A 23299-nucleotide genomic window follows, 5' to 3' on the forward strand; every position below is an offset into this window, starting at 1 on the left:
GCTTCGACTATAACAGACTGCGTTGCGGTTTCGGCGGATTACCGTGCTGCGGTATGCGTTTTTTTGGGCATTTCTAGGCCGGAGTCACGGTCGCGTCCTCGATGTGGAAGCGTTTCGTGGCCGACCCCAGCGGAGCGAAAACGCTGTCGTCGGTTCCGGTCATCCAGGCCTGGGCGCCCAGCGCCAGAATCTCGTCGAACAGGGCCTCGCGCCGGTGCGGATCCAAGTGCGCCGCGACCTCGTCCAGCAGCAGGAGCGGGGCGGCACCCCGTTCGGCCGCCAGCAGGCGCGCGTTGGCCAGCATGATAGCGATCAGCAGCGCCTTCTGTTCGCCGGTGGAGCAGAGTGCGGCCGGCATGTCCTTCTGGGTGTGGCGGACCACCAGATCGCTCTTGTGCGGGCCGACGGCGGCCCCGCCCGTGTCCGAATCGAGGCGGCGGCTGTCGCGCAAGGACCGGCGCAGCGCGTCCTCGGCGGCCAGCGCGGGGCTCTCGTCCAGCCAGCGCTCCACCGTGCCCTGGACGGTCAAATCGGCGCCGGGGAAAGGCCCCACAGCGCGGCCGCAGGCGGCGCGCAGGCGCTGCACCACGTCGCGGCGGGCGGCGGCCACGGCGATGCCGGTGGTCGCCATCTGGTCCTCCAGCCCGGACAGCCAGCCATCGTCGGCGCCCCAACTTCTCTGGCCGTCGCGCAGGACACGCGCGCGTTCGCGCAATGCGTGCTCGTAGCGGCTGAGGCGGCCGGCGTGGGCCGGGTCGAAACCGAAGACGAGGCGGTCGAGGAAGCGGCGGCGCCCGCTGGAGCCTTCCAGGAACAGCCGGTCCATCTGCGGGGTCAGCCAGACGATGGCGACATGCTCGGCCAGCACGGTCTGGCCCTTGGCCGGGTGGCCGTCCACGCGGACGACGCGGCGGTCGCGTTCGTTGTTGCCGGATCCGTTGGTGCCAACTTCACGGCCCGTGCCGATCTCCACGGGGCCGGTCGGCGTGTCCACGACGGCGGCGACGGCCCAGCCGGACCCGGACGGGGCGCCGATGCGCTCCACCTCCGACAGCTTGGCGCCGCGCAGGCCGCGGCCGGGGGCGAGGAAGCTGACGGCCTCCAGCAGGTTGGTCTTGCCGGCGCCGTTCGGACCGGTCAGCACCACCGGCCGGTGGTCGGGCTCCAGGCGCGCGCTGTCATAGCCGCGAAAGCGGGTCAGGGTCAGGCGCGTCACCGCCAGGGCTTCCGGCGTGCTGGAACCGGCGGTCAGGGGAGCGTGGGTCTGTCTGGCTTCGAGCAACTTGTCCGTTCCGAGTTGCAGGGGAACATCCCCTGCACCCCACCCCGGGGCTGTCCAAGGGGGGCCGTCAGGCCCCTGGACGGCGTCCACGGGGCCGGTCACACACGCATCGGCATCAACACGTAGAGCGCGGTTGCGTCGGCGACGTCGCGGATGATGGTCGGGGACGCCGCGTCGGCCAACGAGAAGCGGGCGCCTTCGCCCTCGATCTGCTGCGTGATATCAAGGAGATAGCGAGAGTTGAACCCGATTTCCAGGGGGCCTTCCTGGTAATTGACCTCCAGCTCCTCGGTGGCGCTGCCGGCCTCGGGGCTGGTGGCGGACAGGGTCAGCGTGCCGCGCGTCAGCGACAGCTTCACCGCCCGGCTCTTCTCCGTGGAGATGGTGGCGACGCGGTCCACGGCGGCGGCGAACAGCTTGGCGTCCACCTCCATGGTCTTGTCGTTACCGACCGGGATCACGCGTTCGTAATCCGGGAAGGTGCCGTCGATCAGCTTGGAAGTCACGACCACCGAATCGAAGGCGAAGCGGATCTTGTTGTCGGACATCGACAGCTCGATGCGGTCGGCGGCCTCGTCGATCAGCTTGCGGATCTCGTTCACCGTCTTGCGCGGCACGATCACGCCCGGAATGCCGGAGGCGCCGTCGGGCAGCGGCATTTCCACACGCGCCAGCCGGTGGCCGTCGGTCGCCACGGCGCGCAGCACCGGCAGCTCCGCCCCGCCGGCCTTGGCCTTGGCGGCGTGCAGGTAGATGCCGTTCAGGTAATAGCGCGTCTCTTCGGTCGAGATGGCGAAGCGCGTGCGGTCCACCAGCGCGCGCAGGTCGCTGGCCGCCAGATCGAAGCGGTGCGGCAGGTCGCCGCCGGACAGCTGCGGGAAATCCTCCACGGGCAGGCAGGACAGCTTGAACTGCGACCGGCCGGCGCGCAGCGTCAGGATCGTGCCGTCGCCGCCGATGTCCAGCTCCACCTGGCTGCCGTCGGGCAGCTTGCGGACGATGTCGTACAGCGTGTGGGCCGGGGCGGTGGTGCCGCCCGCACGGCCGACGGTCGCCGGCACCGTCTCCACGATCTCCAGGTCCATGTCGGTGGCGGCCAGCGACAGTTCGCCGTCACTCGCCTTCAGCAGGACGTTGGAGAGAATCGGAATGGTGTTCCTGCGCTCCACCACACTCTGCACGTGACCCAGGGACCGAAGGAGGGCGGCGCGTTCGATGATGATGTTCATGCTGGTCGTCGTCTCGGCAGGTCGTTTTTTTGGTGCGATTCGCAGGACTTCCTTTGCCGATCCGGCCGCAAGGCACGACGCGGAACGGGGTCGCATGATACCACAACACCGCTTTTGCCGAACCAAATTCGTGCGGCGAGTGGGAAAAGGGCCCGGATTACCGCTCCCGCGATTCGTACAGCTCCAGAATGGCGACCAGTTCGGCGCTCCGCCAGTGGCGGGAGCGGCCCAGCTCCTTGCGTACGGCCTCGATGAAGGCGTCGATGACGGCTTGGGGCCCCGGCGCGATGGACTCGACCACGTCCAGGTGATGTTCCACGACTCGGTGCAGGCCCTGGCTGAGCGGGCTGATCCACGGGCCGATGCCCTCGCCGACGGCGGCCAGCAGCCGGTCGATGCGCAGCAGGTGGTCCATGCGGCGGGGTACGTCCTCCTCGTCGAAGACCTTGGTCGCCTGGAGGAAGGCGGTGTGCCCGTCGTCCAGCAGGCGGGTGCGCAGCGCCTGCAATTCGGGGTTGGCGTAGCCGACGCCGTTCAGGATGGCGCCCCAGCGGACGACGAACTCCAGCAGCCAGACCACGTCCCCATGGTCGGGTGCCGGCCCGCCGCGGGCGTTCATGGCGGCCTGCGCGCGCTCCGCCGCCGCGGGCATGGCGACGGCGGTCAGGACGCGGCTGACCTCGGCCAGCATGGTGCGCAGGCGCGGGCCGGTCTGGCGGCTGGCCAGCATGCCGGTGCCGGACAGGGCGGCGAGCGAGCCGCCGAAGCGGGCGACGGCACCGTCCAGAAGGTCGCGCACGGGCCGTTGCAAACTCAGCGCGCCGCCCTCCAGCCCGGCGCCGTCGCCCAGCGCGGAGCGGAAGACCTGGACGATGGTGGTGCAGCAGGCCGTGAAATGGCCGAACAGGGCCTCCTGCACGGGGTGGTGCTCGTCGATCAGCGGGCCGCCATACTCCCGCACGTAGCGCAGCACGACATCGTAGCGTTGCTTGATGTTCAGCGCGCACAACGCCGGCAGCCACGCCACGGGGTCCGCCGAATCGCGGCCGGGGCAGGCGGCGCGCAGGTCCCGCCCGTAGCCGACCAGCATGGCGGCCTGCCCGTCCACCTCCGCGTCGCGGAGCGCGCCGGCCGCGGCGGTGGCGGCGATGTCCTGGCGCAGCGCCTCGCCCAGCGGCAGGAGGGCGGCGCTGTCCTCCAGGATCGCCTGGACGAAGGCCAGCACCTTCAGGTCGACGGGGGCCTTGGCGGTCAGGTAGGGCGCGCGCTGGCGGGCGTCCTTCAGGGACTCGCGGTTGGCGATCAGCAGGAACTCCTCCGCGGCCCGCCGGCTGCGCGGAAGCTGGGCCAGGAAGCGCGCCGCCTCCGCCCGCATGGCGTCGCGCATCGCCATGGCCTCCGGCCCGTTCAGCACCTGGTCGAGGATGGCGTCCTGCGACAGCTCGTCCAGACGGTTCTGCACGTCCATGGCCAGCGTCGGGAATCCCAGGCGCGACAGGGCCTGCCAGATGCCGCCCATGTCCACGCGCTGGATCAGGCCCGGCACCGTCTCCCGCGCGCGGTAGAGCACGGGATCGTCGACCAGGAACGGCTCGAACAGGCTGGTGAACAGGCGCCGCGCCTTCATCGGACGCAGGCGGTTGAAATGCTCCACCAGCGCCTCGCGCAGGTGGCGGGCGCGCTCGCCGTTGGCGGTGCTGGTGTTGTCGATCTCGTCGATCACCGCGCGGATGGCGTGGCGCGGCACGCGGGCGACCAGCTCGTCCACCCGTCGCCGCAACGCCATGGGGTCCGCCGTGGAACTGGGGCCACTGGACCCGCTTCCACCCTCGGCCGTTTCATCCGGATACCGCGACATTTCCTCCCCGGACCCTCCCGGCCCCTCCCCGGCGCGCCATGGCATCGGGCCGGGCGCTTGGCGATTATCAGTTCGGATCATTATGGGGCACAACCGGACCGAAAGTGACCGGGCGTTTGGTCGCAGATTGCTCGGATCGGGATGTTTTGTTGCGTCAATAAGCCGCTTGGCGCGGCGGGGTGCCCCATCTACAGTTTCAGCGCAAGCGGAGCGGCGTGAGGAGGCCGGGTTGGAGGCCGACATGGGGGGCGGATTCGACGAGGCGTGGAGCGACGTCTGGGGCCTCGGCCACGCAGAGATCGACGCGGAGCACCGCAAGCTGTTCGACCTCTGCACCGCCATCCGCGCGTCGCTGGAGCGCGGGCAGCAGCCCGACTGCGACCTGCGCACCGTGTGCAAGGACCTGATCGCCGACACGGCCGAGCATTTCCGCCGTGAGGAGGCGATGATGGAGGCCGCCGACTACCCCGACCGCGAGGCGCACCGGAAGCTGCACCAGTCCTTCATGAGCCAGATGGACGAGATCTGGACCTTCGTGCGCGAAGGCGACGACCCCGACGACTATCTGGGCCGCTTCCTGGTGCTGGGCTTCGTCGGCAAATGGCTGTCGATGCACATCGCGGTGGTGGACCGGAAGTTCGCCGACTTTCTGAAGATGCAGACTCCTGGGGCGTGACCGCGGGGGCGTGATCAGCGGGGCTTTTCCGCCGCCCGCTGGGCCTCCAGGCCGGCGCGGTAATCCGGGTGTTTCAGCACCACGCCGAGCTGGCGCTTGATGCGGTCGTTCTTCACGCGGCGACAATCGGCGTAGAAGCTGGCGGCCATCGGCGACAGGTCGGCCTGTTCAAAGGGCACCAGCGGCGGCGGCTCCACCCCCAGCAGGCGGCAGGCGTACTCCACCACCTCGTGCGAGGGGGAGGGGAGGTCGTCGGCCACGTTGTAGACCGCCCCCAGATTGGGCTGCGCCATGGAGGCGCGCAGGGTGCCCGCTATGTCCTCCACATGGATGCGGCTGAAGACCTGTCCGGGCTTGTCCACCCGTTTGGCGGTGCCGTCGCGCACGTTGTCCAGCGCGCTGCGGCCGGGGCCGTAGATGCCGGCCAGCCGGAAGACGTGCACCGGCACGCCATACTGCCGGTACAGGTTCAGCCAGCCGCGCTCCGCCTCCACGCGGCGCTTCTGCCGGTCGCCGGTCGGGCGCAGCCAGGCGGCCTCGCCCACCCATTCGCCCTTGGTGTCGCCGTAAACGCCGGTGGTGGACAGATAGCCGGCCCAGTCCAGCGTGCGCAGGTCGGCCAGATCCATCGCGTGCTGGTCCAGCACCACGTCGCCCTTCCCGTCCGGCGGGATGCTGACCAGCAGGTGGGTCGTGCCCTCCAGCGCCGCCTTCGCGTCGGCCAGCGGCCGGCCGCGGTCGAACAGGAAAGCCTCGATCCCCTCCGCCTCCAGGGCTGCGCGCTTGTCCTCGCTGCGGCAGGTGGCGGCGATCCGCCAGCCTTCGGCCCTCAGCGCGTCGGCGAACACGCGGGCGGTGAAGCCCAGGCCGAAGACGAACAGACGGGGTGCGGTCATCTCTCTGCGATCCTTGCGTCGGAAGCGGCAATGGCGGAGTGTAGGGCTGTCATGACCCAAAGCAACGCCTACGTTCTTGTGACCGTGCTCGCGCTTCTGTCCGCGGGACCGGCTCACGCCGCCACCATCGACCACAACAAGGAATTCCGGGCCTGCCTGACGCTCGCCGAGCAGAAGCCGGCCGAGGCCTTCGAAAGCGCGCTGACCTGGCAGGACCGGGGCGGCGGCGATCCCGCCCGGCTGTGCCAGGCGATGGCGCTGTTTCACAAGGGCGACTTCAAGGCGGCCGGCGCGCGGCTGGAGGAGCTGGCCCCCGTGCTGGGCAAGGACGACCCGAAGGCGGAGGCCTCAATCCTCGGGCGGGCGGGCTGGGCGTGGCTGCGCGCCGGCGACGACGCGCGGGCGGAGCGGCTTTACAGCCAGGCGCTGCAACGCCAGCCGGACGATGTGGACCTGTACATCGACCGCGCCTTTGCGCGCGGCGAGGCGGAGCGCTACTGGGACGCCATCGCCGACCTGGACACGGCGCTGGCCAAGGACCCGAAGCGGGCGGACGCCTACCTGTACCGGGCCGGCGCGCACAAGGCGCTGGCCAACGACCGGCAGGCCATCGCCGATATCGACCGCGCGCTGCAATTGAAACCGAACGACCCGGACGCGCTCCTGCTGCGCGGCAACATCAAGGCGCAGGTCGGCAACCTTCCGGGCGCCAAGGAGGACTGGTCGCTGGTGCAGCGCCTCGCCCCCGAGACTCCGGCGGCGCGGACTGCTCAGGGGAACCTGGACCGCGCGGCGAAGCTGGAGGCGGCGACCGGGCCAAAGGCCAGCAAGCTTCCGGAATCCAAGGGCGCGGGGGACGCGCCGAAGCGGTGAGGGGACGCGGAGCCGCGCGTCAGCGCGGCTGCGTGGTGAGCGTCGCCAGGATCAGCTCGATCTTCCGGTTCAGTTCGGCGTGATTTTTGTTCATCACGGCGATGATCGACTGCTGTCCGACCTCAAGGCTTTCCTGTCCGGCTTCGAGTTTCCTCTGACCGGCTTCAAGGTTCTTCTGCCCGACCTCAAGGTTGTCGAGGCGCCGCTCCATGGACTCCTGCCGGCCTTCCATGGAGGTCATCCGCTGTTCGAGCGCCTTTTGCCCAGCTTCCAGCGCCTTCTGGCCTTGCTTCAGGTCCTCCTGACCTTCCTCAAGCTTCACGAGGCGGCGGTCGATGGAGTGGCCGAGCGTGCCGATGGCCTCGATCACCGCGTCCTTGGACGCGTATTCGGTTTCCCGGCCGGCCGGGGCGGCCGGCTTGCGGGGAGGCGTCGAGGGGCGGTGGGGCGTGAAGGGCATGCATGCACCCCGTTGGACGGGCGGTGAGCGGGTGAACTTGAGCGGGTGAACTCTGTACGGTTGTATGCCGGGAGGGCTTAGAAGTCCAGATCCGCGTAGTGCCGGGGCGGCGGGCAGCCGGGGATGCTGTCCGCCAGCAGGGACCGGAAACTCGGGCGCGACTTGATGCGGGCGTACCAGTCCTTGGCTTCGGGGATCTTGTCCCAGGGCACGTTGTCCACGTAATCGACGCAGGACAGCGCCGCCGCCGCCGCGATGTCGGCCACGGTGAAGTGGGGGCCGGCGAGCCACGGGCGCCGTTCCGACAGGAAGGCGATGTATTCCATGTGGTAGGAGATGTTCGCCAAGCCCGCGCGGATCGCCGGGGCGTAGGGATGGCCCTGGCCGGACAGGCGCTTGATCAGCTTCTCCCCAACCAGATTTTCCACGACCTCGCGTTCGAACTTCTGCGTGAACCACGCGACGACCCGGCGCACTTCGGCGCGCGCGGCGATCTCGCGCGGCATCAGCGGGATGTCCGGATAGGCCTCCTCCAGATATTCAAGCACGGGGTAGCCGCCGGCCACGACGGTGCCGTCCTCCTCCACCAGGACCGGCGGTTCGCCGGCGGGGGTGAGGGCCAGGAAATCCTCGCGCCGTTCCCACGGCTTTTCGATCACCGCGTCGAAGGGAAGACCCTTCTCGGCCAGCATCACCCGCGCGACGCGGGACAAGGAGTGCAGGGGGTGGTGAAAGAGTATCCGCATGCCGGGCCGGACTGTAGCGCAAGGAAAGCCCGGAAAACAGTCTGCGCTTCGGCCGGTGCCTATTCCCCTTCGGCTGGGGAAGCACCCCGGCCGAGGGAGGCTATAGCGCGGATTTGCGATAGACGACCAGGGGCTCGCTCTCGCTGCCCCGCCCGGCCCCGGGCACGGGCGTCCAGCCGTGATGCTCGTAGAAGGCGCGCGCCGCCGCGTTCCGGGCGGCACAGGTGAGTTGGGCCGAGCCTTGCAGCAGGGCCAGCGCCTCCTGCAGCAGCGCGGTGCCGATCCCCCGGCCGCGCCAGACCGGGTCGATGAACAGGTTGTGGATGAAGCGTTCCGGCAGGTCGATGGAGATGAAGCCGACCACGGCGCCGTTCATCTCGGCCACCAGCACCTCCTCACCCTCGACGCAGTCGTAGTAATCGTCCAGGCCGAAGCGGTCCTCAGGCTGCCATGGAAAGGCGTTGCGGCGCCCGTGCAGGAAGATCTCGGCGCAGCACGGCCCGTCGGCCGGGCTGGCGAACCGGATCCTGATGCGCAAGCCGCCTTCTGCCGGCATGACACCCTCCCTTCTGGCTGCGGATGCCTCCAGGCCGTCCTGACAACCATCCACTCCAAAAATATTCCGAGACGCCCGTTCTGGATAGGACGTCCGTGCAACAGCCGGGACAAAAACAACCGGCCGGCAGGCGCTATTCCTAAACGAAAACGGCGGCCCGGATGATCCGGACCGCCGTTCGTGTGCGCACAGACTGGAACCGTTACTCAGCCGGGATGGCCTTGGGCAGGGTCACCGGGACCTCCAGGCGGCTCAGCATCTCCTTCGGGACGATCTGCCAGAACTTGGTCGCCTCGCGCGCCCAGTCGTTGAGGATCTCGGCGGCGAAGCGGCTCTGCGTCTCGGCCACATGCTCCTCGATCAGGCTCTTCAGCTGGTGCTCGTAGTGGGCGACTTCGATGCGCTGGAAGATGACGCTCTCGTCGTTGATGTGCAGCGGCAGGCTGTCTTCCGGATCGTAGACGTAGGCCATGCCCCCGGTCATGCCGGCGGCGAAGTTGTCGCCGACCTTGCCCAGGATGACCGCCGTGCCGCCGGTCATGTACTCGCAGCCGTTGGAGCCGCAGCCCTCGATCACGACCGTGGCGCCGGAGTTGCGGACGGCGAACCGCTCGCCGGCCTGACCCGCGGCGAACAGCTTGCCGGCCGTCGCACCGTAGAGGACCGTGTTGCCGATGATCGTGTTCTTGTTCGTCTCCAGCGGGCTGGAGGTGGTCGGCCGCACCACGATGGTGCCGCCGGACAGGCCCTTGCCGACATAGTCGTTGGCGTCGCCCATCACCTCAAGCTTGATGCCCTGCACCGCGAAGGCGCCCAGCGACTGGCCGGCCGTGCCGCGCAGGCGGACGGTGATGTGGCCGGGCTGGAGCCCGAACATGCCGAACTTGCGCGTCACCATCGAGGACAGCCGCGTGCCGATGGCACGCTGCGTGTTGCGGGCGTTGTAGGCGAGCTGCATCTTCTCGCCCTCCTCGAACAGCGGGCGGGCGTCCGCGACGATGCGGGCGTCCAGCGTGTCCGGCACCTCGTTGCGGCCCTGCAGCGTGCAGTAGCGCGCGTTCTCGCCCGGATCGACCTGCGCCAGCAGCGGGTTCAGATCGAGGTCGTCGAGGTGTTCCGCACCGCGGCTGACCTGGTGCAGCAGGTCGGTGCGGCCGATCACCTCGTTCAGCGAGCGGAAGCCCAGGCCGGCCAGGATCTCGCGAACCTCTTCGGCCAGGAAGGTGAACAGGTTGACGACCTTCTCCGGCGAGCCGACGAACTTCTCGCGCAGCTTCGGATCCTGCACGCAGACGCCGACCGGGCAGGTGTTGCTGTGGCACTGGCGCACCATGATGCAGCCCATGGCGATCAGGCTGGCGGTGCCGATGCCGAACTCCTCAGCGCCCAGCATGGCGGCGATCACGATGTCGCGGCCGGTCTTCAGGCCGCCGTCGGTGCGCAGCCGCACGCGGTGGCGCAGGCGGTTCAGCGTCAGGACCTGATGCACCTCCGACAGGCCCATTTCCCACGGCAGGCCGGCGAACTTGATCGAAGTCTGCGGGGACGCACCCGTGCCGCCGCTGTGGCCGGAGATCAGGATCACGTCGGCGTTGGCCTTCGCCACACCGGCGGCGATGGTGCCGATGCCCGACCGGCTGACCAGCTTCACCGTCACTTTCGCATCCGGATTGATCTGCTTCAGGTCATAGATGAGCTGCGCCAGATCCTCGATCGAGTAGATGTCGTGGTGCGGCGGCGGGCTGATGAGCATCACGCCCGGCGTCGAGTGACGCAGCCGCGCGATCATCTCCGTCACCTTGAAGCCGGGGAGCTGGCCGCCCTCGCCGGGCTTGGCGCCCTGGGCGACTTTGATCTCCAGCTCACGGCACTGGTTCAGGTACTCGGCGGTGACGCCGAAGCGGCCCGACGCCACCTGCTTGATGGCGGAGTTCCAGTTGTCGCCGTTCTTATCCGGGCGGAAGCGCGCCGGATCCTCGCCGCCCTCGCCCGAGTCGGACTTGGCGCCGATGCGGTTCATGGCGACGTTCAGCGTGCCGTGCGCCTCGGGCGACAGGGCGCCCATGGACATGCCCGGCGTGATGAAGCGCTTGCGGATGGAGGTGATGCTCTCCACCTCGTCCACCGGCACCGGTGCCTTGGTCGAGCGCAGCTCCAGCAGGTCGCGCAGCTGCATCGGCGGGCGCTTGTTCACCTGCTCGGTGTACTTCTTGAAGGTGGTGTAGCTGTCGTTGGTCACCGCCTGCTGGAGCGTGTGGATCACGCCACCCTCCCAGCCGTGGCGGTCGCCCGACTTGCGGAACCGGTAGAAGCCGCCGACCGGCAGGGCCACGACTTCCTCGTTGTAGGCGGTCGCGTGCTGCTCCAGCACCTTCTTCTGGATGCCGTTCAGGCCGATGCCGGAGATGCGGCTGACCATGGCCGGGAAATGCTCGGCGACCAGGGCGCGCGACAGGCCGATGGCCTCGAAGTTGCCGCCGCCGCGGTAGCTGCTGATGACCGAGATGCCCATCTTGGACATGATCTTCAGCAGGCCGTCGTCGATGGCCTTCTTGTAGTTGGCCATGCCCTTTTCCAGCGGCAGCGAGCCGAACAGGCCGCGGCGGTGGCGGTCGGCGACCGCTTCCTGCGCCAGATAGGCGTTGACCGTGGTGGCGCCGACGCCGATCAGCACGGCGAAGTAATGGACGTCCAGACCCTCCGCCGTGCGCACGTTCAGCGAGGTGAAGGTGCGCAGGTTGGAGCGGATCAGGTGCGTGTGCACCGCACCGGTGGCGAGGATCGCCGGGATGGCGGCGCGCTTCAGCCCCATCGCCTCGTCGGTCAGGATGACGTGGTTGGCGCCGCCGCGCACCGCGTCCTCCGCCTCCTGGCGGATGCGGCGCAGGGCATCGCGCAGGGCGTCGGGGCCGCCGTCCACCGGGAAGGTGGCGTCGATCTCGGCCGCCGTGTCGCCCATGTAGTCGCGCATGGCGCGGAATTCGGCGGTCGTCAGGACCGGCGATTCGAGCTGCAGCAGGCGCGTCTGGCCCTCGTCCTCCTCCAGGATGTTGCCGAGGTTGCCGAGCCGCGTCTTCAGGCTCATCACCCGGCGCTCACGGAGGGAGTCGATGGGCGGGTTGGTGACCTGGGAGAAGTTCTGGCGGAAGAAGTGGTGCAGGCCGCGGTACTTGTCCGACAGCACGGCGATGGGGCTGTCGTCGCCCATCGAGCCGATGGCCTCCTTCCCGTCCTCCACCATCGGGTGAAGGATCAGCTCCATGTCTTCCATGGTGATGCCGAAGGCCATCTGGCGGCGGCGCAGCTCGGCCTTCTCCATGTCCGACGGCTCGCCCTTCTGCGAGGCGGTCTTGACCAGCTCGTCCAGGTGCGTGGTGTTCTTGACCCACTTGCCCCACGGCTTCAGCGTGGCGAGGTGGTCCTTCAGCTCGCGGTCGTGGAACAGCTTGCCGGCCTGGAGGTCGACGGCGATCATCTCGCCCGGGCCGAGGCGGCCCTTCTCGACAACCTGCGTCTCGTCGATCTTCACCATGCCCGTCTCGGAGCCGGCGATGATCAGGCCGTCCGTGGTGATGGTGTAGCGCATCGGGCGCAGGCCGTTGCGGTCCATGCCGCCGACGACCCAGCGGCCGTCGGTCATGGCGAGTGCGGCCGGGCCGTCCCACGGCTCCATGACGGAGTTGCAGTACTGGATCAGCGCCTTGTGGTTTTCCGGCGTGGTCTGCGAGCTGGTCAGTGCCTGCGGCACCAGCATCATCTTGACCATCGGGGCCGTGCGGCCGGCGCGGACCATCACCTCGAACACGGTGTCGAGCGCGCCCGAGTCCGACAGGCCGACGCCGATGACCGGCTTCAGGTCCGCCATGTGGACGCCGAAGGCCGGATGCTCCATCCGGGTCTCATGCGCCTTCATCCAGTTGACGTTGCCCTTCAGCGTGTTGATCTCGCCGTTGTGGGCGAGCATGCGGAAGGGCTGGGCCAGCGGCCAGGTCGGGAAGGTGTTGGTCGAATAGCGCTGGTGGTAGATGGCGAAGTCGGATTCGAACCGCTCGTCCAGCAGGTCCGGGTAGAAGGTCGTGAGCTGTTCGGCGAGGAACATGCCCTTGTAGATGATCGAGCGCGCGGACAGGGAGCAGATGTAGAAGTCGTTGATCTGCTCGCCCTTCACCGCCTTTTCGATGCGGCGGCGGATGACGTACAGGTCCAGCTCGAACTGCTCGTCGGACACGCCCTTGCTGTTGCCGATGATGATCTGCTCGATCTCCGGCCGGGTGGCGTTGGCCTTCTCGCCGATGATGTCGACGTTGATCGGCACCTGACGCCAGCCGTAGATGTAATAGCCGAAAGACAGGATCTCCGTCTCGACGATGCAGCGGCAGGCTTCCTGCGCGTCCAGGCTGATGCGCGGCAGGAACACCTGACCGACGGCCAGCTTGTTGTCCGGCGCACGGTGGCCGATGACCTTGACGTGGTCCTTGAAGAACTTCTGCGGGACCGCGACGTGGATGCCCGCACCGTCACCCGTCTTGCCGTCGGCGTCCACCGCACCACGGTGCCAGACGGCCTTCAGCGCCTCGATGCCTTTTTCCACCACCGAGCGGCGGGGCTTGCCGTCGATCGCGGCGATGAAACCGACGCCGCAGGCGTCATGCTCATCCTCCGGGTTGTAGGCGTTGGCAGTGGTCAGCGCCGCGGCGTTGGCGCGGTATTCTGCGACGAACTGCTCACCCTGGTTCAACTCGGTGGTCATCGGTGGACCCTTTCCGTCTCGCTGGACTGACGTAGGTTGGGCCAAACGCAGTGCGGCCCAACATCTCGCGTATCGGTGTCGGGCCGCGCTGCGCTTGGCCCAACCTGCAAAATTCGGCTGATTACTCGGCCGCTTCGGCGAAGCTGTTGGCCTTCGCCTTGGCGTAGGCGTGCATCGCGTCCGCCGCGTCGCGGCCGTCGCGGATGGCCCACACGACCAGCGAGGCGCCGCGCACGATGTCGCCGGCGGCGAAGACGCCGTCCAGGTTGGTCATCTTGGTGCGGTGGTCGACCAGCAGCGTGCCCCAGCGGGTGACCTTCAGCTCCGGCTCCTTGAAGAGCGACGGCAGCTCCTCCGGCTCGAAGCCCAGGGCCTTGATGACCAGATCGGCCTCGACCGTGAACTCCGACCCCTCGATCACCTGCGGGGTCTGGCGGCCGGTGGCGTCGGCCACGCCCAGGTGGATGCGCACGGCGCGGACGCCGGTCACCACCGTATCACCGTTGAAGCCCTCGGGAGCCGCCTGCCAGACGAACTCCACGCCCTCTTCTTCGGCGTGGGCGACCTCGCGCTGCGAGCCCGGCATGTTCTTGCGGTCGCGACGGTAGAGGCACTTGACCGACTTGGCGCCCTGGCGGATGGCGGTGCGCACGCAATCCATGGCGGTGTCGCCGCCGCCCAGCACCACGACGTTCTTGCCGGCGGCGTTGAGCGAGCCGTTCTCGAACGCCTCGACCGTGTCGCCCAGGCTGACCTTGTTGGAGGTGGTCAGGTAGTCCAGCGCGGCCACGATGTTGCCCAGGCCGCAGCCCGGCGCCTGGATGTCGCGGGCCTTGTAGACGCCGGTGGCGACCAGGACGGCGACGTGCTTGCGGCGCAGCTCCGGCAGGGTGGCGTCGCGGCCGACCTCGAAGTTCGGGTGGAAGACCACGCCCGCGTCGGCCAGCAGCTGTACGCGGCGCTCCACGACCGTCTTCTCCAGCTTGAAGCCGGGGATGCCGTAGACCAGCAAGCCGCCCATGCGGTCGTAGCGGTCGTAGACGTGCACCTCGTAGCCCTTGGCGCGCAGTTCCTCGGCGGCGGCGAGGCCGGCCGGGCCGGCGCCGATGATGCCGACCGACAGGCCCAGCTCCCGCGACGGCGTGCGCGGCTTGACCCAGCCGTTATCCCAGGCGGTGTCGTTGATGTACTTCTCGACCGAGCCGATGGTGACGGCGCCGTGGGTCGACTGCTCGATGACGCAGTTGCCCTCGCACAGGCGGTCCTGCGGGCAGATGCGGCCGCAGATTTCCGGGAAGTTGTTGGTGGCCTGGGAGACCTCGTACGCCTCTTCCAGCCGGCCTTCCGACGTCAGCTTCAGCCAGTCGGGGATGTTGTTGGAGACCGGGCAGTGCACCTGGCAGAAGGGAACGCCGCACTGCGAGCAGCGGTTGGCCTGCTCGTTGGCGCGCTCGTCGGAGAAGCGGGCGTAGATTTCGGCGAAATCCTGGCGGCGCTCCGTGGCCGGGCGCTTGTCGGGCATCCGCTGCGCGGTGTGCACGAAGCCCAACATCCTCTGGTTCGCCATAACGCCTGCTCCTTCTTCGCGTGTCCCCATGCGTTCGGGGGACGGTGCCGGCGGCCAGGCGTCCGAAAGGGCGTGGCCGCGGTGGAAAACGATGGTCCGCGGTCACGCGGTCGGAAAGTCATATACCGCATGGGATCAGGGCTGGCGAGCAAAATTTGTCCGTTGGGTCACGGATGCTGACCTAACTGTGACGGGGTGTCACAGGGGTCTCTCCGGACGCGAGGAGGCGTCGAAAAACGGAAAGAAAATTAGTCTCGTTTCGGTACTATATCGCGAATCGGGGTATCGCCCCTTGTCCCTTCGCCTTCGCACAATGGCCCTGCTATAAGCCGGCCATAGAGCCCGCACATTGTCAGAGGCCTCGGCACCGCATGTTCATCGACCAATACCTCGACGCGATTCTGCTCGGCCTGATCGAAGGGCTGACGGAGTTCCTGCCGGTGTCCTCCACCGGTCACCTCATCATCCTGGACGAGCTTCTGGGCTTCCAGGGCCCCCCCGGCAAGGTGTTCGAGGTGGTGATCCAGCTCGGCGCCATCCTGGCGATCTGCGCCGTCTATTTCGCGCGGCTGTGGCGCGTGGTGACCGGGCTGAAGGACGATCCCGGTGCCCGGCACTTCGCGATGGCCGTGATCCTGGCCTTCCTGCCCGCCATGGTGCTGGGCGCCGGTCTGCACGGCATCATCAAGAGCGTGCTGTTCAACCCGACCGTGGTCAGCTTCGCCCTGATCGTCGGCGGGATCGCGATCCTGATGATCGAGCGGCTCGTCCCCGCCCCGCGCTATCACCAGATCGAACGCTTCCCGGCGCCGCTCGCGCTGAAGATCGGGCTGTGCCAGTGCCTGGCGCTGGTTCCGGGCGTGTCGCGCTCCGGCGCCACGATCCTCGGGTCGCTGCTGATGGGGGTGGACCGCCGCACCGCCGCGGAGTTCTCCTTCTTCCTGGCGATCCCGACCATGGCCGGCGCGACGGTCTACGACCTGTACAAGAACTGGCACGGGATGACCTTCGACTCCGGCGCGCTGATCGCGGTCGGCTTCGTCACCGCCTTCATCGCGGCGGCGCTGGTGGTCAAGACGCTGGTGGACTTCGTCGGCCGCTACGGCTTCGCGCCCTTCGGCTGGTACCGCATCGCCGTCGGCACCGGGATGCTGGCGTTCCTCTATCTGTAAGGTCTTGCGCGAGCGCGCCTACGCCCGTTGGGGCACGGCGCGGCTCGACGCCACGGCGATGACGAGCGCCAGCGCGGCGATCAGGGCGAAGGAAAAGCCCACCGTGCTGGCCTCCGCCACGAAGCCCAGCAGCGCCGGGCCGGTCAGCACCCCGGCATAGCCGAGCGTCGCCACCGCCGCGATGGACGAGGCGGCGGTCCCATCCTCCCCCGCGCCGGCGGTGCTGAACAGCACCGGCACCACGTTCGACAGGCCGAGCCCGGTCAGCCCGAACCCAACCACCGCCACGGCGGGCGCGCCGCCCAGCAGCGCGACGGCCAGCCCGCCGAAGGCCAGCATCGCACCCGTGCGCACCAGCGTGACGCCGCCGAAGCGCTGCCGCAGCCGGTCGCCGCAGAAGCGGCCCACCGCCATGGCGCCGGAGAACACCGCGAATCCCAGCCCGGCCACCGACGCCGCCCCGCCGAGATCCTCGCGCAGGTAGATGGCGCTCCAGTCCAGAATGGCGCCCTCGCTCATGAAGGACAGGAAGGTCAGCGCGCCGAGCAGAAGCGTGCGGCGGCTGGGCAGGGCGAGCCCGGACGATCCCGCGCCGGCGTCGGACCCGCCCGGCAGCAGCCGGTGCTGCACGGCCAGGAACAGCGCCAGCAGGGCGCCGGCGATCACGCCGCCGACCGTCGGCGGAGGCATCAGCGGGAGCAGCAGCCCGCCGGCCCCGGCGCCGACCAGACCGCCGAGGCTCCACATCCCGTGCAGCGACGACATGATGGGTCGGCCGAGCCGCCGCTCGACCAGCGCGCCGTGTGCGTTCATGGCGATGTCCATTGTGCCGCCGGCCGCCCCGAACAGGAACAGCACCGCGCACAGGGCGACGACGCCCGGCATCAGCGCCGGCAGCGGCAGCAGCAATCCGAAGAGCAGGGCGGTGACCCGCACCGCCGGGGCGCTGCCCACGCGGCCCAGCAGCCCGCCGCTGCCGATCATGGCCGTCAGGGCGCCGGCCGCCAGACACAGCAGCGCGATGCCAAGCACCGCCGGGCTGAGGTCCAGGCGGCCCTTGATCACGGGGATCTCAGTTGCCCAAGCCCCGAACACCGTGCCGTTCAGGAAGAAGGCCGCAATGGTCGCCCACCGCGCCGCCGCGGCGCGCGTTGCCGAATCGGTCATGAAATGCCCTTGCCGTGTCTCGTCCTGTCTTCGTGTGACAAGCGCAAGCTGCGTTCCGGCGGGGGCGAATTCAAGGCGCGGGGGCGCCGCGCAGGGCTCCCTTGCGGCACCCGCCGGGCAAAGAAAAAGCCCCGCCGAGGGGCGGGGCTTTTCCGGTCCAGACCGTTTCCGGTGCGTCAGTGCGCGCTCGGGTACTTGTTGAACTTGGCGACGTCGCGGGTCAGCGTGTTGGAACGGCCGCCGACGATGAAGCGCGACAGGTAGGTCGGCAGGATCACCTCGCAGCTGGCCAGCTCGTGGATGCCCAGCTCCTTGAAGCCCGGCGCGCCCGGCTTCGCCACGTTGTCCGTCTTCAGCAGCTCCACCTGATCCCGCGTCAGCGGCGGGGCGATCAGCGGAATCTTCTCGAAGAAGCCGCCCAGCTTTTCCGCGACGCTGTACGGCACCGGCAGCAGCAGGCGCTTGCGGCGGATCTCCTGGAGCATCAGTTCCATCAGCTCCTTGAAGCTGTAGACGCGCGGGCCGCCCAGCTCGAAGGTCTTGCCGGCGGTCTCGTCGTGATAGATGGCACAGGCGATGGCATCGGCCAGATCGCCGACATAGACCGGCTGGAACTTCGTCTTGCCGCCGATCAGCGGCAGAACCGGGGAGATCTGCGCCATCGCGGCGAACTTGTTGAAGAAGGCGTCCTCCGGCCCGAAGACGATGCTCGGGCGGATGATGGTGGCGCCGGGGAAGGCCTGCAGCACCGCCTGCTCGCCGGCCGCCTTGGACCGCGCGTAGGCCGAGGCGGAGCGGGTGTCGGCACCGATCGCGGAGACGTGGACCAGCTTGCGCACCCCGTTCGCCTTGGCGATGCGCGCGATGCGCGACGGGGCGTCGACGTGGACGGTCTGGAAGCTCCAGGGTGCGGTCTCGTACAGCGCGCCGATCAGGTTGATGACGGTGTCGCTGCCCTGGATGGCGCGCGCGACCGACTGGTCGTTGGTCACGTCGGCGGCCATCGGCACGATCTGCCCGACCGAGCCGGCCGTCTTCAGGAAGTTTGCCTGGTTCGGGTGGCGCGACACGACGCGGACGATGGCGCCCGACTTGGCGAGGCGCCGGATCAGATGGCGGCCGATGAAGCCCGAACCGCCGAACACCGTGACCACTTCATAGCGATAGGACATCGACCTTCTCCCGTGCCGTTGGGCTCCCGTGCCGTTGGGCCCGCACTATCATGGAACATCACTGGTCCGGACCGCTCCCAGCCCAGGGCGGGGCCGCCGGATTGCCGGATGCTTATATAGAAACCTCCCCCAAGAGGCTAGTCCGCCGCGCGCCCACGCGATCATTTCGGCCGCCGGTCGGCCACCGGTTCGGCTCGCTGCGCCGCCCTCCGCAAAAAAGTGAAAAAAGCTGTTGACGGGGATCCCTCAGCCGGCTACATAAGCGACCCACACCGAGCCCAGGTGGCGGAATTGGTAGACGCGCAGGTTTCAGGTACCTGTGGCAGAAATGTCGTGGAAGTTCGAGTCTTCTCCTGGGCACCATATCTACCCGGCTGCGCCGCATGCTACGGACCTCCCCTTCCGGGGACGGGAAGGAAGCAGAGCGGCGTTCGTCGTTTCTGGGGTCCGTGGCCGGGGGCCGTGACACGCGGGAAGCCACCCAATGCCCATCGATCTTCATGACGGCGACCTGCCGGACGGTCTCGACCTGAAAGCCCTCGCCCGTGGCGGCGCCGTCGCCATCGACACCGAAACCATGGGGCTGAACCCCCATCGCGACCGGCTCTGCCTCGTGCAGCTGTCGCCCGGCGACGGCACGGTCCACCTCGTGCAGTTTCGCCAGGGCCAATCCCAAAGGGGGCGCTACGACGCGCCGAACCTGAAGCGCCTGCTGACCGACCCCGAGGTTACCAAGCTGTTCCACTTCGCCCGCTTCGACGTGGCGGTGATGCAGGCCTACCTCGGCGTGGTCTGTCAGCCGGTCTACTGCACCAAGGTCGCCTCCAAGCTGGTGCGCACCTTCACCGACAAGCACGGCCTGAAGGACCTCGTGAAGGACCTGCTGGGCGTGGAGCTGTCCAAGCAGCAGCAGTCCTCCGACTGGGGTGCCGACGAGCTGACGCCGGAGCAGATGAAATACGCCGCCTCCGACGTGCTGCACCTGCATGACCTGAAGGACAAGCTGGACGTCATGCTGGCGCGCGAGGGGCGTACCCATCTCGCCAAGGCCTGCTTCGACTTCCTTCCCGCGCGCGGCGCGCTCGACCTGGGCGGTTGGGAGCAGCCGGACATTTTGGCGCACTGACGCCCGACCGCGGTGGAATAGGCCCGTTCACCCGGGCGTTGATTTGACCGAAGGCGCAACGGTGGGCATACTGCCGGCGCCTGTGCATGGCCGTTGGTTCGTATGCCGAACAGCGGGTGCACAACGATGGGCCGGGCGGACGATCCGCCCGCGCCCCCATAGGACAACTGAAGAGGCAGTGCCGCCTTGACCAGCCTGATCGATCGCCCGGCCGCCCGGGAGCAGAGCGAGACGCTCGCCACGGCCGTGCCCGACCGCGACCTCGCCAGCGCCGTGCGCGTCCTGCGGATGGAAGCCGACGCCCTGATGGCGCTGGCCGACAGCCTGGACGGAGCCTTCACCCGCGCGCTCGACACGCTGGCCGGCATCACGGGCCGCGTGGTCGTCACCGGCATGGGCAAGTCGGGCCACGTCGCCCGCAAGATCGCCGCCACGCTGGCCTCCACCGGCACGCCGGCCTTCTTCGTCCATCCGGGCGAGGCGAGCCACGGCGACCTGGGCATGATCGCCCGCAGCGACGCGGTCATCGCCCTGTCCAACTCCGGCGAGACGAGCGAGCTGTCGGACGTCGTCGCCTACACCCGCCGCTTCGCCATCCCGCTGATCGGCGTCACCCGCCGCGCGGGCTCGTCGCTGGCCGAGCAGTCGGATGTGGCGCTGGTCCTGCCGCCGGCCCCGGAGGCCTGCCCCCTGGGTCTGGCGCCGACCACCTCGACCACCATGATGCTGGCGCTGGGTGACGCCCTGGCGGTCGCGCTGTTGGAACGGCGTGGCTTCACGGCCTCCGACTTCAAGGAGCTGCACCCGGGCGGACAGCTCGGCCGGGCGCTGCTGAAGGTCACGGACGTCATGCACAAGGGCGACGGCATGCCGCTGTGCGGCCTGGACACCCCGCTGTCCGACGTGATCCTGGAGATGACGGCCAAGCGGCTCGGCTGCGTCGGCGTGGTGGACGATGCGGGCGCCCTGGCCGGCGTCATCACCGACGGCGACCTGCGCCGCCACCTGAAGCCGGAGCTGCTGGCGGAGCGCGCGGACAGCATCATGTCGCCCCGGCCCAAGACGATCCGCCCCAAGGCGCTGGTCGTCGAGGCGCTGCGGGAGATGAACGAAAAGCAGATCACCACCCTGTTCGTGATCGAGGCGGACCGGCCGCTCGGCGTCGTGCACATCCACGACTGCCTGAGCGCCGGGGCGGCTTGACCGGCGGGCATCGAAAGCGGCGGACCGGATGGACAGCGATTTGATGAGCGCGAACGACCTGCACGCGGAAGACCGGCGCAAGACGGGCGGACAGGCCTCCGCCGGTCCGGCGCCGCTCACGGCCGTGCGGCCGGACGCGCCCGTCCCGCGCGCCCACCGCCGCCGCACGATCAAGCCGGCCAGCCGGGGCTACAGCCGCTTCGTCACGCTGATGAAGTTCTCCCTGCCGGCGCTGGCGCTGGCGGTGATGGCCCTGATCGCCGCGTGGCCGACGCTGAACGAGCTGCCGACCCCGAAGATCACCGCCGACAAGGGCCAGACGGAGATGGTCAAGCCGCGCTATTTCAGCGTGGACCAGCAGTCGAGGCCCTATTCCCTGGTCGCCCAGAAGGCGGACAAGATGGCCGACCAGCCGGACATCGTGCTGCTCGACCAGCCGGAGATGGAGATGACCCAGACGGACGGCGCGTGGGTCACCATCCGCTCCGACAAGGGATGGTACGATCAGAACACGGGCATCCTGAAGATGCGCGGCCACGTCCGCGTGTTGCGCGACGACGGCAACGAGTTTACGACGGAAGAGGCCGAGTCCGACATCCGCAAGGGCACCGCCTGGGGCGATGTCCATGTGGTCGGGCAGGGGCCGCAGGGCGTCATCAACGCGGACGGTTTCCGCCTGTCGGACCGGGGAAAGACCATGGTCTTCCTGAACCAGTCCAAGGCCGACGTCCAGGCCGCCGAACGCCCCGGAGGAAAGAAGCGGTGAGTGCATCCATGCGAACGGCCGCTCTGGCGCTGGCCGGTTTCCTGGCCCTGGCGGCCACCCCGGCCCTGGCCCAGCAGACCCTGCCGGGCGGCGGCGGCCCCAACCCGGTCGAGATCAACGCCGACCAGGCCATCGAATGGCACCAGGACGTGCGCGCCTACGTCGCGCGCGGCAACGCCTCGGCCAAGCGGGGGGAGAGCACCGTCTACGCCGACGTGCTGACCGCCTATTACCGCGAGATCCCCAACAAGGGGAACGAGGTCTTCCAGCTCCTGGCCGAAGGCAACGTGCACATGGTCAGCCCCTCGCAGGAGGTGTTCGGCGACCGCGGCATCTACGACGTCGATAAGAAGGTCGCCGTGGTGACCGGCAAGGCGCTGAAGATGGTCACCAAGACCGACGTGGTCACCGCCCGCGACACGCTGGAATATTACGAGGACAAAAACCTCGCGGTGGCGCGCGGCGACGCGCTGGCGGTGCGCATCGCCAACGGCGACCGGATGCGCGCCGACATCCTGATCGGCCAGCTGAAGAAGATGCCCGACGGCTCCTCGCAGATGGAACGGATCGACGGGTCCGGCAGCGTGGTGGTCACCACCACGACCGACGTGGCCCTGTCCGACAAGCTGGTCTATTCGGTGGCGGACGACACGGCGGTGCTGCTGGGCAACGTCAAGATCACGCGCAACGACAACCAGCTCAACGGCGAAGCCGCCGAGATGAACATGAAGACCAAGATCAACCGGGTCATCGCCGGCCCCGCCACCGGCGGCCGGGTGATGGGCCTGCTGATCCCCGGCCAGGACGGCGGCCCCGGCGGTGGTTCCAACAAATCCGCTGAGGGCAAGCCGGCCGATGGCAAACCGGCCGGCGGCAAGCCCTCCAAACCCTCGAAGCCCTGACCGGCCCGGTAACGAACGCGATGACCATGGATATCGAAAACCGGGATCCCGACGGCCGGGACCGCGAGCGCCGCAACCAGGACCTCGGGAGCCAGGAACTGCGGGTCAACGGCCCGACGGCGGCGCCGGCGGGCGGTTCCGCCACCGCCGCGGCCACGCCGTCGGAAGGGCTGGTCGCCCTCCACCTCGGCAAGACCTACAAGAAGCGCCCCGTCGTCCGCGACGTGACCGTGACGGTCCAGCGCGGCGAGGCGGTGGGGCTGCTGGGGCCGAACGGCGCCGGCAAGACCACCTGCTTCTACATGATCACCGGGCTGATCGCCGCCGATTCGGGCACGATCCTGCTGGACGGCCAGGACATCACGGCGCTGCCCATGTACCGGCGCGCCCGGCTGGGCATCGGCTATCTGCCGCAGGAAGCGTCGATCTTCCGCGGCATGTCGGTGGAGAACAACATCCGCGCCGTGCTGGAGGTGGTCGAGAGCGACCGCGACGCCCGCGAGGCGATGCTGGACGAGCTGCTGGCCGAATTCTCCATCACCCACCTGCGCCGCGCGCCCGCCCTGGCGCTGTCGGGCGGCGAGCGGCGCCGCGTGGAGATCGCCCGCGCGCTGGCCTCCCAGCCGCACTTCGTCCTTCTAGACGAGCCGCTGGCCGGCATCGACCCGATCGCGGTGAACGACATCCGCGAACTGGTCAGCCACCTGCGCGATCGCGGCATCGGGGTGTTGATCACGGATCACAACGTAAGAGAAACGCTGGACCTCGTCGATCGGGCATACATCTTGCACGATGGTATGGTACTAATGGAGGGAGAGCCGTCGGAGATCGTGGCGCACCAGGACGTGCGCCGGGTCTACCTCGGCGACCGGTTCAGCCTCTAGCCTGGTCCTCCCGC

The 23299-nt window shown here is 68.7% G+C and carries 19 protein-coding genes and 1 tRNA gene; 9 read left to right on the forward strand and 11 right to left on the reverse strand.

Going from position 1 to position 23299, the window contains the following annotated elements:
• Positions 1-73: 73 nt before the first annotated feature.
• From recF to ACSVC7_RS18755, 3 genes are all read right to left on the reverse strand, one after another.
• Complete coding sequence (recF, locus tag ACSVC7_RS18745) at positions 74-1282, reverse strand: DNA replication/repair protein RecF (RefSeq protein WP_448206011.1); 1209 nt, start codon at positions 1280-1282, stop codon at positions 74-76.
• 98 nt (positions 1283-1380) lie between these two features.
• A complete protein-coding gene (dnaN, locus tag ACSVC7_RS18750; RefSeq protein WP_448206012.1) occupies positions 1381-2511 on the reverse strand; it encodes a DNA polymerase III subunit beta in 1131 nt (376 codons plus the stop codon).
• A 157-nt stretch (positions 2512-2668) separates the two neighbouring features.
• On the reverse strand, positions 2669-4297 hold the full coding sequence (locus ACSVC7_RS18755; protein WP_483508517.1) for a hypothetical protein: 1629 nt from the start codon (positions 4295-4297) through the stop codon (positions 2669-2671).
• Between the two features lie 313 nt (positions 4298-4610).
• Between ACSVC7_RS18755 and ACSVC7_RS18760 the strand changes: the two genes are divergently transcribed.
• Entirely contained in the window at positions 4611-5045 is a 435-nt protein-coding gene (locus ACSVC7_RS18760) for a bacteriohemerythrin (RefSeq protein WP_448206013.1), read from the forward strand.
• A gap of 14 nt (positions 5046-5059) precedes the next feature.
• On the opposite strand, the gene ACSVC7_RS18765 is transcribed toward ACSVC7_RS18760, so the two are convergent.
• Complete coding sequence (locus ACSVC7_RS18765; RefSeq protein WP_448206014.1) at positions 5060-5941, reverse strand: SDR family oxidoreductase; 882 nt, start codon at positions 5939-5941, stop codon at positions 5060-5062.
• A gap of 51 nt (positions 5942-5992) precedes the next feature.
• On the opposite strand from ACSVC7_RS18765, the gene ACSVC7_RS18770 reads away from it, so the two are divergent.
• The gene (locus ACSVC7_RS18770; RefSeq protein ID WP_448206015.1) at positions 5993-6814 is read left to right on the forward strand and encodes a tetratricopeptide repeat protein; all 822 of its coding nucleotides are present in this window, start codon (positions 5993-5995) and stop codon (positions 6812-6814) included.
• Between the two features lie 19 nt (positions 6815-6833).
• Here ACSVC7_RS18770 and ACSVC7_RS18775 read toward each other — a convergent pair whose 3' ends face one another.
• The 5 genes from ACSVC7_RS18775 to ACSVC7_RS18795 form a co-directional block, all read right to left on the reverse strand.
• Positions 6834-7274: a hypothetical protein gene (locus ACSVC7_RS18775; RefSeq protein ID WP_448206016.1), complete on the reverse strand. Its 441-nt coding sequence runs from the start codon at positions 7272-7274 to the stop codon at positions 6834-6836.
• Between the two features lie 77 nt (positions 7275-7351).
• Positions 7352-8020, reverse strand: coding sequence for a glutathione S-transferase family protein (locus ACSVC7_RS18780; RefSeq protein ID WP_448206017.1), 669 nt, complete (start codon positions 8018-8020; stop codon positions 7352-7354).
• Positions 8021-8120: 100 nt separating this feature from the next.
• The gene (locus ACSVC7_RS18785; RefSeq protein ID WP_448206018.1) at positions 8121-8576 is read right to left on the reverse strand and encodes a GNAT family N-acetyltransferase; all 456 of its coding nucleotides are present in this window, start codon (positions 8574-8576) and stop codon (positions 8121-8123) included.
• Between the two features lie 202 nt (positions 8577-8778).
• Positions 8779-13326, reverse strand: coding sequence for a glutamate synthase large subunit (gene gltB / locus ACSVC7_RS18790; RefSeq protein ID WP_448206019.1), 4548 nt, complete (start codon positions 13324-13326; stop codon positions 8779-8781).
• A 121-nt stretch (positions 13327-13447) separates the two neighbouring features.
• A complete protein-coding gene (locus ACSVC7_RS18795; RefSeq protein ID WP_448206020.1) occupies positions 13448-14893 on the reverse strand; it encodes an NAD(P)-dependent oxidoreductase in 1446 nt (481 codons plus the stop codon).
• A gap of 371 nt (positions 14894-15264) precedes the next feature.
• Here ACSVC7_RS18795 and ACSVC7_RS18800 point away from each other — a divergent pair, with 371 nt between their 5' ends.
• Positions 15265-16065: an undecaprenyl-diphosphate phosphatase gene (locus ACSVC7_RS18800; protein ID WP_448206021.1), complete on the forward strand. Its 801-nt coding sequence runs from the start codon at positions 15265-15267 to the stop codon at positions 16063-16065.
• Between the two features lie 18 nt (positions 16066-16083).
• Here the strand turns inward: ACSVC7_RS18800 and ACSVC7_RS18805 are convergent, their stop codons facing one another.
• Both ACSVC7_RS18805 and ACSVC7_RS18810 read right to left on the reverse strand, forming a co-directional pair.
• Positions 16084-17232 (reverse strand): MFS transporter, encoded by a 1149-nt coding sequence (locus tag ACSVC7_RS18805; RefSeq protein WP_448206022.1) that lies wholly within the window; start codon positions 17230-17232, stop codon positions 16084-16086.
• Between the two features lie 176 nt (positions 17233-17408).
• Positions 17409-18404, reverse strand: coding sequence for a complex I NDUFA9 subunit family protein (locus tag ACSVC7_RS18810; RefSeq protein ID WP_448206023.1), 996 nt, complete (start codon positions 18402-18404; stop codon positions 17409-17411).
• Between the two features lie 276 nt (positions 18405-18680).
• On the opposite strand from ACSVC7_RS18810, the gene ACSVC7_RS18815 reads away from it, so the two are divergent.
• The 6 genes from ACSVC7_RS18815 to lptB all read left to right on the forward strand — a co-directional run bounded on the left by ACSVC7_RS18815 (position 18681) and on the right by lptB (position 23285).
• A tRNA-Leu gene (locus ACSVC7_RS18815) sits at positions 18681-18767 on the forward strand.
• 121 nt (positions 18768-18888) lie between these two features.
• Entirely contained in the window at positions 18889-19530 is a 642-nt protein-coding gene (locus ACSVC7_RS18820) for a ribonuclease D (protein WP_448206024.1), read from the forward strand.
• Positions 19531-19725: 195 nt separating this feature from the next.
• Positions 19726-20733, forward strand: coding sequence for a KpsF/GutQ family sugar-phosphate isomerase (locus ACSVC7_RS18825; protein WP_448206095.1), 1008 nt, complete (start codon positions 19726-19728; stop codon positions 20731-20733).
• Positions 20734-20776: 43 nt separating this feature from the next.
• Positions 20777-21499 carry an LPS export ABC transporter periplasmic protein LptC gene (gene lptC / locus ACSVC7_RS18830; protein ID WP_448206025.1) on the forward strand — a complete coding sequence of 241 codons (723 nt, stop codon included), beginning with the start codon at positions 20777-20779 and terminating at the stop codon, positions 21497-21499.
• Positions 21500-21507: 8 nt separating this feature from the next.
• A complete protein-coding gene (locus ACSVC7_RS18835; protein WP_448206026.1) occupies positions 21508-22401 on the forward strand; it encodes an LptA/OstA family protein in 894 nt (297 codons plus the stop codon).
• A 26-nt stretch (positions 22402-22427) separates the two neighbouring features.
• On the forward strand, positions 22428-23285 hold the full coding sequence (gene lptB, locus ACSVC7_RS18840; protein WP_448206027.1) for an LPS export ABC transporter ATP-binding protein: 858 nt from the start codon (positions 22428-22430) through the stop codon (positions 23283-23285).
• Positions 23286-23299 lie beyond the last annotated feature (14 nt).

It is taken from the genome of Azospirillum mesophilum (assembly GCF_053470405.2).

Bases quoted from the DNA above. Each gene is read 5' to 3' on its own strand.
- dnaN (WP_448206012.1), bottom strand. From the start codon at position 2,511: ATGAACATCATCATCGAACGCGCCGCCCTCCTTCGGTCCCTGGGTCAC.
- ACSVC7_RS18780 (WP_448206017.1), bottom strand. From the start codon at position 8,020: ATGCGGATACTCTTTCACCACCCCCTGCACTCCTTGTCCCGCGTCGCG.
- ACSVC7_RS18810 (WP_448206023.1), bottom strand. From the start codon at position 18,404: ATGTCCTATCGCTATGAAGTGGTCACGGTGTTCGGCGGTTCGGGCTTC.
- ACSVC7_RS18805 (WP_448206022.1), bottom strand. From the start codon at position 17,232: ATGACCGATTCGGCAACGCGCGCCGCGGCGGCGCGGTGGGCGACCATT.
- lptC (WP_448206025.1), top strand. From the start codon at position 20,777: ATGAGCGCGAACGACCTGCACGCGGAAGACCGGCGCAAGACGGGCGGA.
- ACSVC7_RS18770 (WP_448206015.1), top strand. From the start codon at position 5,993: ATGACCCAAAGCAACGCCTACGTTCTTGTGACCGTGCTCGCGCTTCTG.
- ACSVC7_RS18785 (WP_448206018.1), bottom strand. From the start codon at position 8,576: ATGCCGGCAGAAGGCGGCTTGCGCATCAGGATCCGGTTCGCCAGCCCG.
- lptB (WP_448206027.1), top strand. From the start codon at position 22,428: ATGGATATCGAAAACCGGGATCCCGACGGCCGGGACCGCGAGCGCCGC.
- ACSVC7_RS18820 (WP_448206024.1), top strand. From the start codon at position 18,889: ATGCCCATCGATCTTCATGACGGCGACCTGCCGGACGGTCTCGACCTG.
- ACSVC7_RS18775 (WP_448206016.1), bottom strand. From the start codon at position 7,274: ATGCCCTTCACGCCCCACCGCCCCTCGACGCCTCCCCGCAAGCCGGCC.
- ACSVC7_RS18760 (WP_448206013.1), top strand. From the start codon at position 4,611: ATGGGGGGCGGATTCGACGAGGCGTGGAGCGACGTCTGGGGCCTCGGC.
- gltB (WP_448206019.1), bottom strand. From the start codon at position 13,326: ATGACCACCGAGTTGAACCAGGGTGAGCAGTTCGTCGCAGAATACCGC.
- ACSVC7_RS18835 (WP_448206026.1), top strand. From the start codon at position 21,508: ATGCGAACGGCCGCTCTGGCGCTGGCCGGTTTCCTGGCCCTGGCGGCC.
- ACSVC7_RS18755 (WP_483508517.1), bottom strand. From the start codon at position 4,297: ATGGCGTTGCGGCGACGGGTGGACGAGCTGGTCGCCCGCGTGCCGCGC.
- ACSVC7_RS18765 (WP_448206014.1), bottom strand. From the start codon at position 5,941: ATGACCGCACCCCGTCTGTTCGTCTTCGGCCTGGGCTTCACCGCCCGC.
- ACSVC7_RS18800 (WP_448206021.1), top strand. From the start codon at position 15,265: ATGTTCATCGACCAATACCTCGACGCGATTCTGCTCGGCCTGATCGAA.
- ACSVC7_RS18795 (WP_448206020.1), bottom strand. From the start codon at position 14,893: ATGGCGAACCAGAGGATGTTGGGCTTCGTGCACACCGCGCAGCGGATG.